This window comes from Ruegeria sp. HKCCA5929, from assembly GCF_013034525.1.
GTDB lineage: Bacteria > Pseudomonadota > Alphaproteobacteria > Rhodobacterales > Rhodobacteraceae > Ruegeria.
Genome location: NZ_WQGE01000006.1, coordinates 88,752 through 103,575, shown reverse-complemented (window position 1 = coordinate 103,575; position 14,824 = coordinate 88,752). Strand labels below are relative to the sequence as shown.

Genomic DNA, 14,824 nt, shown 5'->3' with positions numbered 1-14,824 from the left:
ACGGAAACGATGTAAGTTTAGAATTTGAAAGAGGCAGGCAAATCGTCTGCCTCTTTTTGTTGGTGCGGCTGGATGATCTTCACTGATGCGCGCTCCAGGCGGTCATCTACAAATGCTGCCTCGTCAGGTTTGAGCTGTTGGTGTCGGGGATATTTCGGCTCGGCCCGGTCATTCACAACAGGCGCGTCCCAGCCGTCGGTTGTGGCAAAGAACCGGTCCGCACCATCTTGTCCAAACGCCCTCAGGTATCCCTGCACTACAACGTCGATATAACTGAGCAGCAAGGGATGGTGATTGCTGGGCGCGGTGTGCCGGTCATGGGGCACCGCATAAACCGCGATTTCGACATCATGCGTCAGGGGGTGTGAAATCGAATTTGTTGCCGGAACCCGGTCATAGGCCCATTCCCGCTGATCCAGTGCGGCCCAGTCGTTTTTAGGCACATGGGCGATCATGCCTTCGATCTCGGACTCGGGGTCGGGAATTGCGGTCAGGAACGCGACCGGACGCAGATCGGTATGGCGCCACGCCCGTTTCCAGCCTTTCAGCTTCGCGGGGCGCGGGTCGGGAAAATCATGGGTCGCGAGGTTCACAAGGCTGCCATAGCCAAAGAAATAGGGGTCAGGCATGGATAAGGCGTCCTTTTGATCGATTGATGTATGTCAAACCGCTTTTTTCCCGGACATGCAATAAGGCTGCATCTAGAATTCAGGGAGGCCCTCATGCGGATTACCAAACGGACGAATATCGCTGTGCGCCTGTTGATGTACTGCGCAGCGCACCCGGACAGGTTGGTCACGAAGGCGGAAATTGCCGAAGTGTGCAACATCTCGGAAAACCATCTGGCACAAGTGATCAATCAACTGAGCCAGTTGAACTATCTGAGCACGCAACGGGGTCGCAATGGCGGCATGTCCCTGGCGCGCCCGGCCGAAGAAATTCGGATCGGTGCCGTTTTCCGGCATGTCGAAGGGGCCTTGCCCATTGCCGAGTGTTTTGCGGATGCGGACAATACCTGCCCCTTGACGGATGCCTGCCGGTTGCGGCTGGCGCTGCAAGACGCGGCCGAGGTGTTTTACGCCTCTCTCGATGAAGTTTCGCTGGATGCCTTGGTCTGTGACAACGATCCTTTGCTGAAGCTTCTGCAGCCCGTGGCCTGTGTGCGCTGAGTTCAGTCGCTGGCGCGCAGGATACGGGCTGGTCGGGCCGAAAGCGGGCGCAGCGCGAAGGCAAGACCTGCGCAGAGTGTGACACCGATCCCGGCCAGAACAATGCCGAGGGCCGAAGACCAGATGACCGCAAAATCCGTCTCGAATATATAGGTGGCAACGGCCCAGCCGCCCAGAATGCCGACCAGCAAGGCAACACAGCCCGCGGCGGCCCCCAGTAAGACAGAGCGCAGGCCAAAACTGCGCAGGATGCGGCCCCGATTGGCTCCGAGGGTTTTCAGGATTGCCGCTTCGTATCTGCGGGCAGGTTCGCCCGCTGCTGCGGCTCCGATCAGGACCAGAAATCCGGTCAGCAAAGACACGCCCGCGCCGTAAGATGTGGCGGCGGCGATACCGGCCAGCAGGCCCGAAACGCGGTCGATGGCATCGCGGACCCGAATGGCGGTGATGTTGGGGAACTGGCCTGCGAGATCCCGGAGGATGGCGGCCTCGGCGTGCTCTTCAGCATAGACAGTGGCGATGAAACTATGCGGTGCACCGGACAGGGCAGAGGGGTTCATCGACATGATGAATCCCATACCTGCGGTTGAGAAATCCACCTCGCGCAGCGAAGTCAGTTCTGCCGTAATGTCGCGACCAAGGATATTGACGGTCAGTTGGTCGCCAAGTTGCAGGCCCATTTCGGCTGCTTCTTCTGCGGCAAAGCTGACTTGTGGCGTGCCCGAATAATCCTCGGCCCACCACTCCCCGTCGGTTACGTTTGCGTTTGCCGGGGGCTGAGCGGAGTAGGTAACACCACGGTCGCCTTCGAGCACCCAATGATCACCAGCCACGTCACGGGCAGGGCGGCCGTTGATCTGCGTGATGATCCCGCGCAGCATTGGCGCGCTTTCGATGCGGCTGACGGCAGGGTCCGAAGTCAGGCGATCGGTAAAGCCGGGCATCTGGTCCTTCTGGATGTCGACGAAGAAATATGAGGGCGCAACGTCCGGTAAATTGCCAGAGATCGCGTTGCGCAGCGTTCCGTCGATCTGTCCAACGGCGGCCAGAACGGACAAGCCCAGACCGAGCGACAGAACAACCGAGCCTGCGCCCTCACGCGGGTCTGAAATGGCGGACAAAGCCCATCGCAGGGCGGGGCGGCCGCGTGCCAGAGGCGCTCCGGCCCGTGCCAGTTTGCGAATGGTATAGGCTGAGAGGGTCAGCAAAACCAACGCGCCCACAAGCCCGCCGCTTGTCCAAAGGGTCAATCGGGTGGATCCGCTGAACCAGGCGGCAACGGTGACAAGCAATACAAGTCCAATTCCTGTGGCGATGACAAAGGTCGGGCGAGGGATCGCTCGAGCCGTGCTCAGCGCATCGCGAAACAGGGTTGCGGCCCGCACGTCTTCGGTTCTGGCCAATGGCCAAAGCGTGAACAGAAATGCGGTGAGCAGCCCATAGATTGCGGCCTCGATCAGTGGTTGCGGATAGAGCGAGAATACTGCCGGAACCGGTAACTGGCTTTCCAACAGAGGCGCCAGAAGCAGCGGAGCCAGCCCACCCAGCGCCAGGCCGAGCGCAATTCCGATCACAGACAGCACGCCGATCTGAAGCATGTAGGTTTGAAAAATCGTCGCGCGATCAGCCCCCAAAGTGCGCAGGGTCGCGACGGTTTCCGTTTTTTGGCTCAGGTACGCGCGCACGGCGGCAGAAACTCCGATACCACCTACGGCAAGGCCCGAGAGGCCTACAAGAACCAGAAAGGCGCTGAGGCGGCTGACAAACTCGGAAATACCGGGGGCACCGTTGCGCGCATCGCTCCATCGCATTCCCGTGCCGTCGAAGGCTTTGTCAGCTTCGGCGGCGATTTCGGGAAGAACAATCGTGTCTGGCAGGTTCAATCGGTATTTGGTCGAAAACAAAGTACCGGGTTCCAACAACCCGGAGGTCTGTAGCGCCTCGGTTCGAACCAATGTGCGCGGTCCAAGGCCAAACCCATCTGCCGCGCTGTCGGGTTCGTTCACCAATGCGGCTGTCAGGATAAATTCCTGTGTCCCAAGCTTGAAGCGATCACCGACAGTCAGCCCAAGCCGGTCGATCAGCACGGGCTCCATAATTGCTCCGGGCAAGCCGGATGTCCCGTTTAGGGCATCATCCAGCGTGATGTCAGGATCCAGTTTGACCGAACCAATCAAGGGGTACGCAGTGTCGACGGACTTGACCTGGGTAAGTGCGCGCTCCGGTCCGTCGTCACGGGGTACAACAGCCATCGAGCGGAAATCGACGATTTCGGACACCTGTTCGGATGCTTGCTGCATCCAGGCACGCTCTGCCTCGTCGGCAAAGCGATAGGTGAATTCAAGCTGGGCGTCGCCGCCCAAAAGCGAAGCACCTTCCTGCGCCAATCCGGTTTGAATGGCTTGCCGTACCGACCCGACGGCTGCGATGGCAGCGACGCCGAGAGCCAGACAGGCCAGAAAGATCCGAAATCCCTGCAAGCCGCCGCGTAGCTCGCGACGGGCGAGCCGCCCCGCCAGTCGCAGGCTCATTCGGCGGCCTCCTGCAGGGTTTCTTCTGCAATCCGTCCATCGCGTAAACGGACGACACGATCACAGCGTTCCGCCAGAGAACGGCTGTGGGTGACAAGAACGAGGGTGGCCTCGTATTTCTGGCGCAGTCCGAACAGCAGATCGACAATCGCGGAGCCGTTTGTTTCGTCCAAATTCCCGGTCGGTTCGTCCGCCAACAAAATCTTGGGGCGCGGCGCTGAGGCACGGGCAAGTGCCACCCTTTGCTGTTCACCGCCCGACAATTGCGCCGGGTAATGATCGCGCCGATGCGACAGGCCAACAGCTTCCAGCTCAGCCTCGGCACGGTCGAACGCGTCCTTTTGGCCTGCCAGTTCCAGCGGTGTTGCCACGTTCTCAAGCGCAGTCATGGTCGGGATCAGGTGGAAATTCTGAAACACCACGCCCATGTTGTTGCGTCGAAAGCGGGCCAGTGCATCTTCGTCCATGCTGGTTAGGTCCTGATCCAGCGCGGTGATCTGCCCACTGGTCGCTTGTTCCAACCCACCCATCAACATCAGCAGTGAAGATTTGCCCGAGCCGGACGGCCCAATCAGGCCCAGTGTCTCACCCTTGGTCACAGACAACGTGATGTCATGCAGAATATCGACCCGTCCGGCATTGCCATCCAGTGACAAAGCAGCATTTTGGAGAGTGAGAACAGCAGATGTCATAGGTTTACCCGATTAAGGAGCGGTCTTTTGGGATATGGAGCGATCACCACATTGCGCAAGGCTTTGATGACAGGTCTGTTTATCTTCTGCGGTTTCACGGCCACAGCCGAGCAAGTGGTGATTGCCGCCTTGGGGGATTCGCTGACTCAAGGCTATGGGCTGGTGGAAGAAGACGGGTTTGTGCCTCAGCTTGACCGTTGGCTTGAGGGCCAAGGAGCGGATGTGCAGGTGATCAACGCCGGTGTGTCGGGCGACACAACGGCGGGTGGGGCCGCGCGGGTGGAATGGACCCTGACACCGGACGTGGATGGAATGATCGTTGCCTTGGGGGGAAATGACCTGCTGCGCGGGATCGATCCTGCCGTATCGAGGGCCAATTTGAGCAAAATCCTTGAGGTTGCACGGGCAGGTGATGTCGCCGTTCTGCTCATCGGTATGCAGGCCCCCGGCAACTATGGGGCCGAGTACAAGCAGGCTTTTGACGCCATGTATCCCGAATTGGCCCAGGACTTTGGAGCGTTGTTTGTCAGCAGTTTCTTTGAAGGGCTGACAGCCGAGGGCGATCCCGGCGCGGTGTCGCAGTTCATGCAGGCCGACGGCATTCATCCAAATGCCGACGGGGTCGCCCGGATCGTGGATGCGCTGGGCCCGTCCGTTCTGGAGCTTGTCGGGCAGGCAGCGGCCCCCTGACTTTGATCAGACGACCGTGACCACTGTTCCGATTGGGACGCGATTGTATAGGTCAATGACATGTTCGTTCAGCATCCGGACGCAGCCGTTTGACACTGCATGACCAATGGTTTGCGGCTGCGTTGTGCCATGGATGCGGAAATACGTGTCGACGCCGTTCTGGAATAGATACAGCGCCCGCGCGCCCAGCGGGTTATCTCCGCCACCGGGTTGGACATAGTCATTGTCTTTGAATTTTGCGTAGGCCACCGGGTCCCGTTCGATCATTTCATCGGTCGGACGCCAGGTGGGCCATTCCTTTTTCACATCGATGGTCGCCGATCCAGTAAATTCCAGCCCCGCCTTTCCAACACCACAACCATAGCGGATCGCTTTGCGTGGTTCGGTCACGTAGTAGAGATAGAACGACCGGGGGGCGACCAGAAGCTGCCCAGGCACGAATTGCTTTTTGATGCGCACGAATTGCGGCGTCGGATCATACTCGACCGCTTTCTTGGCGCTGGTGATTCCCGGCAACAGGCTGGCAGCTGTTCCGGCCAGAAAAACACGGCGTGTAAACATCGAAAACCCTCATCGAATGACCAATGAAACTTAAGAACAGTTTCAGTATGATATGATATTTGGTCAATTCTGGGGCAAACATCACGTGGTCGTGATGTGTTCCGGCCGCCACGCAGGCGAGCAGGAGGGAAAGGGTAAGGCCATGCCTTACCCTTAGACTGGCTTAGGCCAGCTGGATGTTGTCGGCGCTTTCACGACCGTCACGACCAGCGCGCAGCTCATACGTGACCTTCTGGTTGTCGGCCAGACCGGTCAGGCCCGAACGCTCGACAGCCGAGATGTGAACGAAGATGTCTTTGCCGCCATCTTCGGGTGCGATAAAGCCGTAGCCTTTGGTGGTGTTGAACCATTTTACGGTGCCTGCGGGCATATCCGTTGTCTCCTGTTTGGTGCTGCCCACGTGGATGCGGCAGCCTGGCGTCGTTGTCTGGATCGATAGACTGAGCGCCGTAAAAGGAGACAGTGGGTCGAAATAGAAAAACGTAAGCTCCTTTCATATGGCATTGAGGTGGCCATGTGGCAAGGGATGATCGCCTGGATTGAACCTTGGCCCCAGAGCCTATTGCGGTGTTTCAAGGGGTTTTTGATCAAAGGGTTGGACTTGCCGTGCCCGGCTCATACGACCGGTGGTTATCCCCGTTTCCGAATAAATGCATAACGAGACAATTGAGAATCGCAGCTTTGCTTGCGGCCCTTTGAGGCACAGGACCAGAGTTGTCTTGTTAGGACGGTAGCCTTTGATCTCATAAGTCCTCATTTTAATTCAATTATTGAGATATTTGAAAAATGACGCTGAAATGCTACAATTAATTACGGTGCTGTGGGGGCGTTTATGAGAGTTATTTGCACATTGGCGGTTCTGTTCTGGGCCGGAGCATCAGAAGCATTGACCACCTTGGATGGGGCGGAAAGCGTGAATGTGGATGATGAAGTTGTGTCCGAGCTTCTCTCGGACTTTGACAGCGAAAGACATCTAGAAGAGTTGGAATGGGAAAACCCCCGTTTGCCCCTGATGTCTGAACCCTATGACGACGATCTGCATCTTGAGGAGCTGGAATTGTTGGGGGAACGTACAGATCAAGAGGGTGGCATGTCGGAAGGCACCTTGGCGCAGGCGAACCTTTCGGCTGTTCCGATACCAGCCAGTTGGTTGCTGCTGGTCGGCGCTTTGGCCGGGCTGTTTGGTCTGGGCAAACTTCGCAGAAACCGGTCAGTTTGAGGGCTGCATCTGCGATCATCCATTAGAGTTTTGACTGGGACGCCGGAGTTTGGTTGCTTCGCGGTGGGATCGAATAACCCAAGTCCGTAGGACGGGTTTCAGCCCGGCTTTCCCAATTTGGCCCGTATCGATTGAAGGGATTTGGTGCGTGTCATTGGCGGGTTCTGAAAAAATCTCTTGTATTGCGTGGAGTGCCGGGTGGAAGCCCAGCCTACTTGCTGGCTTCAAAACAGCGAGCCGTAGGATGGGTGATTTCACCCGTGATTTGAAGTGTTTGGGCTTGAAGGATAGAGAAGCGATGGTGCCCTACGCTTGTTTTTCCCATCTCCCTCCAATGCGCATCAATGCGCAATCAAGAACACGGTTTTGAAACCCTAAGATGTCGCGTGTTGGAATTTTGAACCGACATAGAAATTCTCGTGCAACTTTTGGATAGTCAATTTCATTCCGAAAGTTATCAAGTCTGAGTTCAAAGTCAGCATACTTTTTGAAGCTCTTTGAACCATCGTCAAGAAGCGAAAGCCCATTTCTCGCATAAGTATCCCAAGGCATTACTTCCTGAGGTAACCGAAAGTGCAAGATTTTGCTTGCCAGACTAACTTGCTGATTCCTAAAAATACCCTTTTCTTTCCAATCGTGTGCATGCTGGTCGACAGGTAGGCTCCCGTCAATCTTGCCTCCTAAGTAGTCGTACAATTCCGAGATGTTCTTGAAATCCTCAGTGCGATTTTGTGGTACGCTGTATTCTATGCAAAAGCTACGGAACCGAGCGAATGAGTTTAGCAGAGGTAACTTTTGATTTTTTGGGCACTCGTATTCATCTCTGCGGGTCACCCAATTGAGAGCTGCGCGATAAAAGTCGACCTCGTCCAAAATGTTCGTTGAGCTTTCCAAGTTTTCACCGCGCAAACTTCTTATGCTTCAACCGCTTGGGCTCCAGCGCGTCCGGTCCCAGACGACGCTTTTTGTCCTCTTCGTAGTCCTCGAAGTTGCCCTCAAACCACTCCACGTGAGCATCCCCCTCGAACGCCAGAATATGCGTACAAATCCGGTCGAGGAAGAAGCGGTCGTGCGAAATCACAACGGCGCAGCCGGCGAAATCGACCAGTGCGTCTTCTAGCGCGCGCAGGGTTTCTACGTCCAGATCGTTGGTCGGTTCGTCGAGCAGCAGGACATTGCCGCCCTCTTTCAGCAGGCGGGCCATATGGACGCGGTTGCGTTCACCGCCTGACAGCAGAGAGACCTTTTTCTGCTGGTCGCCACCCTTGAAGTTAAACGACGAGCAATAGGCGCGGGAATTGACCTGCGCGTCGCCCAGCTGGATGATCTCGGCTCCGCCGGTGATCGCCTCCCACACGGTGTCGTTGTCTTTCAGGTCATCGCGGGACTGGTCGACATAAGACAGCTCGACCGTGTCGCCCAGCGTGATGGTGCCGCTGTCGGGCTGTTCCTGACCGGTCAGCATCTTGAAGAGCGTCGATTTACCCGCACCGTTGGGGCCGATGACGCCGACAATGCCGCCAGGGGGCAGGGCGAAGTCCAGCCCTTCGATCAGTTGCTTGTCGCCCATGTGTTTCGAAAGGCCCTCGACCTCAATCACTTTGCCGCCAAGGCGCTGGCCGTTGGGGATGACGATCTGAGCGCGGGTCAGCTTTTCGCGTTCGGACTGCTCGGCCAGTTCGTTATAGGCGTTAATCCGGGCCTTGGATTTGGCCTGACGGGCCTTTTGACCCTGACGCATCCACTCCAATTCACGCTGCAGGGTCTTCTGCTTGGACTTGTCCTCGCGGGCTTCTTGCTCCAGCCGTTTGGCTTTTTGTTCCAGCCATGCGGAATAGTTGCCCTCGTACGGGATGCCGCGGCCACGGTCGAGTTCCAGAATCCAGCCGGTGATGTCATCCAGGAAATAACGGTCGTGAGTGACGATCAGGATGGTGCCCTTGTAGTCGATCAGGTGCTGTTGTAGCCAGGCGATGGTCTCGGCGTCCAGGTGGTTGGTCGGTTCGTCCAAGAGCAGCATGTCGGGCGCTTCGAGCAGCAGCTTGCAGAGCGCCACGCGGCGTTTCTCACCACCCGAGAGGTTGGCGATGTTGGCATCGTCCGGCGGGCAGCGCAGCGCCTCCATCGAGACGTCGATCTGGCTGTCGAGATCCCAGAGGTTTTCCGCGTCGATCGCGTCCTGCAGGGTGGTCATTTCCTCCATCAGCTCGTCCGAGTAATTCTCGGCGATCTCCATGGCGATTTCGTTGAAACGGTCGACCTTGGCCTTTTTCGCGGCCACGCCTAGCATGACGTTTTCGCGGACGGTCAGCGATTCATCCAACTGCGGTTCCTGCGGCAGATAGCCGACCTTGGCGCCTTCTGCGGCCCATGCCTCACCAGTGAAATCGGTGTCGAGACCGGCCATGATCTTCATCAGTGTCGATTTACCCGCGCCGTTGACGCCGACGACACCGATTTTCACGCCGGGCAGAAAGCTCAGGTGGATGTTTTCAAAGCACTTCTTGCCACCGGGATAGGTCTTGGAGACACCCTGCATGTGGTAGACATATTGATAGGCGGCCATGTCGCGTCCTCTTCCGGTGAGTCATTCAATATCTGGGTTACGGCTGTAGACAGGAAGTCGGAAGTCTTCAAGCGTACTATGACGTTTTGCGGGGATGGCCAAGTCAATCCAAGGTGCGCCTCGTTTGTTCAGACACTTTTCTGGGAAAGCGTGTATCAGCTCAATGTGATAGCTAAGGCATACACTGGCAGCATCAATCACGTAGTCATTCCAAACTTTTAAACGCTCAGTTGCTTCGTGTTGAGAAAAAGCACATTGTTCTTCCTGTTTTTCGCTCCCCTTGCGACCATGTTGATGCATCAAACCAGCGCCAAAAACGACATCTTCGCCCAGAGCGAAGAATGAATTTCCCGGGGCGGCATTATAGAGGATACTGACGCTCCAATCGTCTTGAAACAATTCAATAGATTTTTGAGTAGCAACTAAGTCAGTGTGCGCAGTCATTCTATCGCGAACATGTTTTGCGATTTCCTGACCCGGATGTTCCCGAAGATCCGAAAAGGATTGTGAGTATTTGGAATGTAAATCCTCAAGTATTCCGAATGTGTCTGCTGCCTTAGTATTGGGATTTGAAAGCAAGTGTTCCCAAATGTTCAAGAAGTTGTCGACTTTCAGAGCTAATGCTCTGAGTAATGTACTGCGTTGTGCAGTTTGCATAAGCTGTACATTGTGTTGGGTTTCGTATTCGACGATCGCCCCATCAACAAGACGTACGAACTCCCGAATCTCTTGTGCTACAAACGATGTGGATACAACCGCTCGTGCAAGTTGTGGCCCCAAACTAAGTAGTTCCTTTTTCGAGATGATTAGTTCGCCAAATCGAACTTTTAAGTCCGCTTGCACAATGAGCCTCCGACAGAATTCACAAATCAATCAGCGCTACTATTAGCGGCTGCCTCGGGAACGGCCAGACTGCTAGATGAGGGGAGGTAGGAAAATCTTGGAGCCATTGATGCCCTTGAAAGATCTCATTGCGGGTTGGGCGCAGCCGGGGCGTGTCGAATGGATCGGCCTTCGGTCTGAGAGGCGGTCAGAGATGACTATAGCGGACGAGGTATTGATCGCCACTGACGGGCTCGACGGCGACCGAGGCCGTGCGGGCAAGCGGGCAGTGACTTTGATCCAGCAGGAGCATCTGGCGGCGATTGGCTCGTATTTGGGGCAGGGGCCGTTGGCGCCGGACATTCTGCGGCGCAATCTGGTGGTGTCGGGGATCAATCTGGCGGCGCTCAAAGGGCGTGAGGTGCAGGTGGGAGAAGCCATTTTGCGCTTTACCGTGATCTGTGCACCTTGCAGTCGGATGGAGGAGGCTCTGGGTCAGGGCGGTTACTCTGCCGTGCGCGGGCACGGGGGGTGGTGTGCCGAAGTCCTCCGCCCGGGGCGTGTCAAGCTGGGTGATGCGGTGCAACCTGTTGATTGACAACCCCTCTCAGTTCTGAACATCAGCAAGGGATGGAGCGTTACCATATTCCATATGCACGACCCGGACAGGTTGTTGGGCTGTTCGGCGGGTCTTTTGATCCTCCGCACAAAGGCCATGTGCATGTAACGCGAGAGGCGATGAAGGCGTTTGGGCTGGATCGGGTGTGGTGGCTGGTCTCGCCGGGCAATCCGTTGAAGGAGCATGGGCCAGCCCCGATGGCGCGGCGGTTGCAAGCCGCTAAAGCCGTGATGCAGCACCCGAAGGTTGACGTGACAGATATCGAGGCGCTGACGGGTACGCGGGCGACGGCGGATACTCTGGCAGCGCTTCGGCGGCTGTATCCGCAGGTTCGGTTTGTCTGGTTGATGGGGGCTGACAATCTGGCGCAGTTCCACAAATGGAAAGACTGGCGGCTGATCATGGATAGTGTGCCTGTTGGAGTGGTGGCGCGGCCGGGGGATCGGATCTCGGCCCGGATGTCACCGGCGGCACGGCTTTATGCAAAATACCGGATCGACGGGCAGGCGCGGCATCTGCTCGGTCGCGCGCAAGCCCCGGCCTGGTGTTTCGTCAATGTGCCGATGGTTGATGTCAGCTCGACCGAAATCCGGACGCGCGGAGAGTGGCGCGCGTAAGTGTTGCCGGAATAGCCCCAATGGGCGCATAATCTCAGCGAGAGGTTGTGTGATTTTATTCTGTAGGATTTTAATTCAGCTATGGCTGATCGATTTTCACGTCGTGTGTTTCTGGGGGGATTGGGGGCGTCTCTGATCCCGGCGGCAGGTCTTGCGCAGGCACCTCTGGTTTCTCTCAGGCCGCAGATCCGTGGGGTGCCGTTAAGCGGGGCCGAGCGTCTGGTGGCTGCCGCTGGATTGAAGGGCGAGGTTGTGTTTGCGGTTGCGGATGTAGCGACCGGCGCGCAGCTGGAGGTGTTTGGCGATGGGGCCGCCTTGCCCCCCGCCAGTGTCGGCAAAGCGTTGACCGCACTTTACGCGCTGGATGTTCTGGGCGCGGATCACCGGTTTGAAACCCGTTTGGTGGCAGATGGTCGGATCGAAAACGGTATTCTGCATGGTGACTTAATCCTAGAGGGCGGTGGAGACCCTTTGCTGGACACAGATGCGCTGGCCACGATGGCGGCCAACCTGCGCGAGGCTGGCATTACCGAGGTGCGCGGTGCGTTCAAGGTCTATGACGGGGCACTGCCATTTGTGTTCAGCATCGACCCTGGACAGCCGGATCATGTGGGGTACAGTCCTGCCATCAGCGGGATTTCTTTGAATTTCAACCGGGTACACTTTGAGTGGAAGCGCGCGGGCAAAGGGTATGACGTCAGCATGGACGCACGCAGTGCGCGTTATGTTCCTGCGGTCGACGTGGCCTCGATGCGGGTCGAGAGCCGAAGCCTGCCAATTTATACTTATCAACCAAGCGCGCGGCAGGATCGCTGGACCGTGGCGAAGGGTGCGCTGGGCAATGGTGGGGCTCGCTGGTTACCGGTGCGCAAACCCGCGCTTTACGCTGGCGATGTGTTTCGAACATTGGCGCGATCAAACGGGATTGTGCTGGGGCGGGTGCAAGTAACACGACAAAGCCCGCAGGGCGTGGATCTTGTGGTGCATCGCAGTGATCCCTTGGAGAGCATTCTACGCGGGATGTTGAAATTTTCGACCAATCTGACGGCTGAGATGGTCGGAATGGCTGCGACAAAGGCACGGGGAGTCTCTCCTGGGAACTTGGCAGAGTCGGCGGCCGAGATGAACCGATGGGCCATGGAGAGTTTTGGTGTAAACGGTATCGCGATGGTCGATCATTCCGGTCTTGGCGATGCTTCGCGCATTGTGCCCGCAGATCTGGTTTCGGCCTTGGTGGTCGCGCAGAAGGCAGGGATATTGCGCCCCTTGATGAAGCCTTTTGCCTTGACCGATCGAAATGGTCGGGTCGTCAAGAACCATCCAGTTAAGGTTGACGCCAAGACCGGGACACTGAACTTTGTTTCCGGGCTGGGCGGCTTCCTGACAACGGCAGACGGGGTCGACCTGGCCTTTGCTATCTTCACGGCAGACGTGGCGAAACGCGCACAAATACCACGTGCTCAGCGTGAACGTCCGGATGGCGCGCGCAGCTGGAACCGAAGGTCGCGAAAGCTGCAACGCGCACTGCTTGAACGCTGGGGCTCGCTATATGGCAGTTAAGCCGTGAAACCCGACGACGCCTGTTGTCAGACGGCGTGACGCGCGCGGGCACCGCGTTCAATTGCGGCTGCGTGTAGGCGGTCGATACTCAACTCGTACCGGATTTCTTCCAGCAAACGCAGCTCGGTCTCGGCAAGCGATCCGTCTGCGGCGGCAACATCACAGGCCAGCGCATAAGCCGTTTCGTTCAGCCGTTCGGGAAGGTTGTCGCGGATTAGGCCAAACAGAGCATCCAGCCCGTCTTCCTGTTCAAACAGATCAAACACGATCTGTGATACGTGGCGCATCCGGTCGATATCATACCCGGCGAAGACCGGCAGCATGTTCACCGCCACTTCGATCTTGACCAGTTCAGCGGTTCGGATTGTTTCGTCAGATGCCGAAATCGCAACCATGATCGCCACAAGGCAATCCTGTGGGGACATCGGGTGGGGAACTTGCTCGGTCATTCGGTGCATCCTGCTTGGGGTTCTTCAAAAGCGCAGGATAGAAGGGGGGCAGGGCAGGTTCAACATCTTGTTTTGCCGCGTTTGTGCGGAAGGTTGCACCGGTCAGGTATTCATCACTGCCATTCCGCTCAGCAAAAGCCCGGCCCCGATCCAATAGCGCAGCCCCAGCGTTTCGCCGAAGAACAGCCACGAGGCGAGGGGAACCAGCACAAAACTAAGCGCCATGAACGGATAAGCTTGCGACAAAGGCACATGTCTAAGCACATAAATCCAAAGGATGGTAGCGGATCCGTAGATCGCAAGTGCGACAAGCAAAAAAGGGTCAAAAAGGGTGTGTACTACGCCCACTAAGCCTGTGGCGTCGCGTCCGTCGATCCGCCCACCTGCGAGCTTGAACAACACCTGACCGGCGGAAATCATGACAGGCGTCAACAGCAAGCCCGTCCAGATCAATACCGTTGGCGCGGTGGCGCTCATGCCGCCTGGTCCTTTACGGGCTTTTCGTTGCTTTGATCCACAGGGCGGTCTTCGCAGTAATAGATGTCGCGCCCGATATCTTCGCAGACATATACGCTTGGGCTGGGATGTACAGCGCGCAAAAAGCTGTGGGTGTAGGGGAAGAAGTTAAAGTGCGGATTGAAGCTGTAGCGGTATTCCCTCTCACGCGGGACCACAATGATGACGCGCTTGCGCGCGACCCGCCGCAGTTCCGCAATCGCTTGGCGATAATCCAGCAGGTGCTCAATCACATGGGTGCAGATAACGGTGTCGAAGCTGTTGTCGTCAAAGGGCAGATCTTCGATCCGCGCGGCGACATAGGTGATGTTGTCCAGAGCTTCCGCGTCGTCGACCACAAAATCCACGCCGGTCATGGCGGCTATGTCTGGGCGCTGGGCACGGATACGCTGTAAAAGAACACCAGTGCCGCAACCGACATCGCAGATGCTGTCGCCGACGATGTCTCTGGCAATCCGATCTATGCAGGCTTCGGAATTGTCGGTTCCGTCATGGACGCGCGGATGGTCGCGATACAGGGTTTCGTATTCTTCATCTGTCAGAAACGGTGCACGTTCGCGGAACGCCGCCAGCCGGGTGATATGTTCACCCCAGACCCGACGAGCAAGCCAGTGAAAGGCGGCGCTGTCGCGTAAGATTGGCGGTACGATGTCTTCAAGCACAAAGCGGATCAGATTGGTCGTTTCGCGTCGCATCTTTTGTCCTGTGGTCCGGTAAGCTTCCTGATCTTGCCCTAGTCATACATGGCCCGAGAAGCCCGTGAAATATGCGGGCCAAGTCAGAGCGTGCGGCCCGTGTCTTTTTTGTTTCGGA

Annotated in this window: 16 protein-coding genes; 6 read left to right on the top strand and 10 right to left on the bottom strand. The window is 57.0% G+C overall.

Features of this window, described 5'->3' with window-relative positions; translation table 11 throughout:
* Positions 1-17: 17 nt before the first annotated feature.
* Positions 18-629, bottom strand: a complete 612-nt coding sequence (locus tag GOV90_RS15140) for a gamma-glutamylcyclotransferase family protein (RefSeq protein WP_171093546.1) — start codon at positions 627-629, stop codon at positions 18-20.
* A gap of 93 nt (positions 630-722) precedes the next feature.
* Between GOV90_RS15140 and GOV90_RS15135 the strand changes: the two genes are divergently transcribed.
* Positions 723-1,169, top strand: a complete 447-nt coding sequence (locus GOV90_RS15135) for an Rrf2 family transcriptional regulator (RefSeq protein ID WP_171093544.1) — start codon at positions 723-725, stop codon at positions 1,167-1,169.
* Positions 1,170-1,171: 2 nt separating this feature from the next.
* Here the strand turns inward: GOV90_RS15135 and GOV90_RS15130 are convergent, their stop codons facing one another.
* Positions 1,172-3,700, bottom strand: coding sequence for an ABC transporter permease (locus GOV90_RS15130; RefSeq protein WP_171093541.1), 2,529 nt, complete (start codon positions 3,698-3,700; stop codon positions 1,172-1,174).
* Positions 3,697-4,392 carry an ABC transporter ATP-binding protein gene (locus GOV90_RS15125; RefSeq protein WP_171093540.1) on the bottom strand — a complete coding sequence of 232 codons (696 nt, stop codon included), beginning with the start codon at positions 4,390-4,392 and terminating at the stop codon, positions 3,697-3,699. Before GOV90_RS15125 ends, GOV90_RS15130 begins: the two co-directional genes overlap by 4 nt.
* A 27-nt stretch (positions 4,393-4,419) precedes the next feature.
* Here GOV90_RS15125 and GOV90_RS15120 point away from each other — a divergent pair, with 27 nt between their 5' ends.
* Entirely contained in the window at positions 4,420-5,082 is a 663-nt protein-coding gene (locus GOV90_RS15120; protein ID WP_371732500.1) for an arylesterase, read from the top strand.
* Between the two features lie 6 nt (positions 5,083-5,088).
* Here GOV90_RS15120 and GOV90_RS15115 read toward each other — a convergent pair whose 3' ends face one another.
* Together GOV90_RS15115 and GOV90_RS15110 are read right to left on the bottom strand one after the other, a co-directional pair.
* Complete coding sequence (locus GOV90_RS15115; RefSeq protein ID WP_171093538.1) at positions 5,089-5,643, bottom strand: L,D-transpeptidase; 555 nt, start codon at positions 5,641-5,643, stop codon at positions 5,089-5,091.
* Between the two features lie 163 nt (positions 5,644-5,806).
* Positions 5,807-6,013, bottom strand: coding sequence for a cold-shock protein (locus GOV90_RS15110; RefSeq protein ID WP_171093536.1), 207 nt, complete (start codon positions 6,011-6,013; stop codon positions 5,807-5,809).
* A gap of 462 nt (positions 6,014-6,475) precedes the next feature.
* Here GOV90_RS15110 and GOV90_RS15105 point away from each other — a divergent pair, with 462 nt between their 5' ends.
* Positions 6,476-6,862 (top strand): hypothetical protein, encoded by a 387-nt coding sequence (locus GOV90_RS15105; protein ID WP_171093534.1) that lies wholly within the window; start codon positions 6,476-6,478, stop codon positions 6,860-6,862.
* A gap of 898 nt (positions 6,863-7,760) precedes the next feature.
* On the opposite strand, the gene ettA is transcribed toward GOV90_RS15105, so the two are convergent.
* Together ettA and GOV90_RS15095 are read right to left on the bottom strand one after the other, a co-directional pair.
* Complete coding sequence (ettA, locus tag GOV90_RS15100) at positions 7,761-9,428, bottom strand: energy-dependent translational throttle protein EttA (RefSeq protein WP_010442471.1); 1,668 nt, start codon at positions 9,426-9,428, stop codon at positions 7,761-7,763.
* A gap of 21 nt (positions 9,429-9,449) precedes the next feature.
* Positions 9,450-10,271, bottom strand: a complete 822-nt coding sequence (locus GOV90_RS15095) for a hypothetical protein (protein WP_171105515.1) — start codon at positions 10,269-10,271, stop codon at positions 9,450-9,452.
* Positions 10,272-10,380: 109 nt separating this feature from the next.
* Between GOV90_RS15095 and GOV90_RS15090 the strand changes: the two genes are divergently transcribed.
* From GOV90_RS15090 to dacB, 3 genes are all read left to right on the top strand, one after another.
* The gene (locus tag GOV90_RS15090; RefSeq protein WP_171093525.1) at positions 10,381-10,848 is read left to right on the top strand and encodes an MOSC domain-containing protein; all 468 of its coding nucleotides are present in this window, start codon (positions 10,381-10,383) and stop codon (positions 10,846-10,848) included.
* 32 nt (positions 10,849-10,880) lie between these two features.
* Positions 10,881-11,486 carry a nicotinate-nucleotide adenylyltransferase gene (locus GOV90_RS15085; RefSeq protein WP_171093523.1) on the top strand — a complete coding sequence of 202 codons (606 nt, stop codon included), beginning with the start codon at positions 10,881-10,883 and terminating at the stop codon, positions 11,484-11,486.
* An 81-nt stretch (positions 11,487-11,567) separates the two neighbouring features.
* Positions 11,568-13,046 carry a D-alanyl-D-alanine carboxypeptidase/D-alanyl-D-alanine-endopeptidase gene (gene dacB, locus GOV90_RS15080; protein ID WP_171093522.1) on the top strand — a complete coding sequence of 493 codons (1,479 nt, stop codon included), beginning with the start codon at positions 11,568-11,570 and terminating at the stop codon, positions 13,044-13,046.
* A gap of 26 nt (positions 13,047-13,072) precedes the next feature.
* Here dacB and GOV90_RS15075 read toward each other — a convergent pair whose 3' ends face one another.
* The 3 genes from GOV90_RS15075 to GOV90_RS15065 form a co-directional block, all read right to left on the bottom strand.
* On the bottom strand, positions 13,073-13,495 hold the full coding sequence (locus tag GOV90_RS15075; RefSeq protein ID WP_171093520.1) for a tellurite resistance TerB family protein: 423 nt from the start codon (positions 13,493-13,495) through the stop codon (positions 13,073-13,075).
* A 102-nt stretch (positions 13,496-13,597) separates the two neighbouring features.
* The gene (locus tag GOV90_RS15070; RefSeq protein WP_171093518.1) at positions 13,598-13,972 is read right to left on the bottom strand and encodes an EamA family transporter; all 375 of its coding nucleotides are present in this window, start codon (positions 13,970-13,972) and stop codon (positions 13,598-13,600) included.
* The gene (locus GOV90_RS15065; RefSeq protein ID WP_171093517.1) at positions 13,969-14,706 is read right to left on the bottom strand and encodes a class I SAM-dependent methyltransferase; all 738 of its coding nucleotides are present in this window, start codon (positions 14,704-14,706) and stop codon (positions 13,969-13,971) included. The genes GOV90_RS15070 and GOV90_RS15065 overlap by 4 nt, the downstream gene beginning before the upstream one ends.
* Between the last annotated feature and the right edge of the window lie 118 nt (positions 14,707-14,824).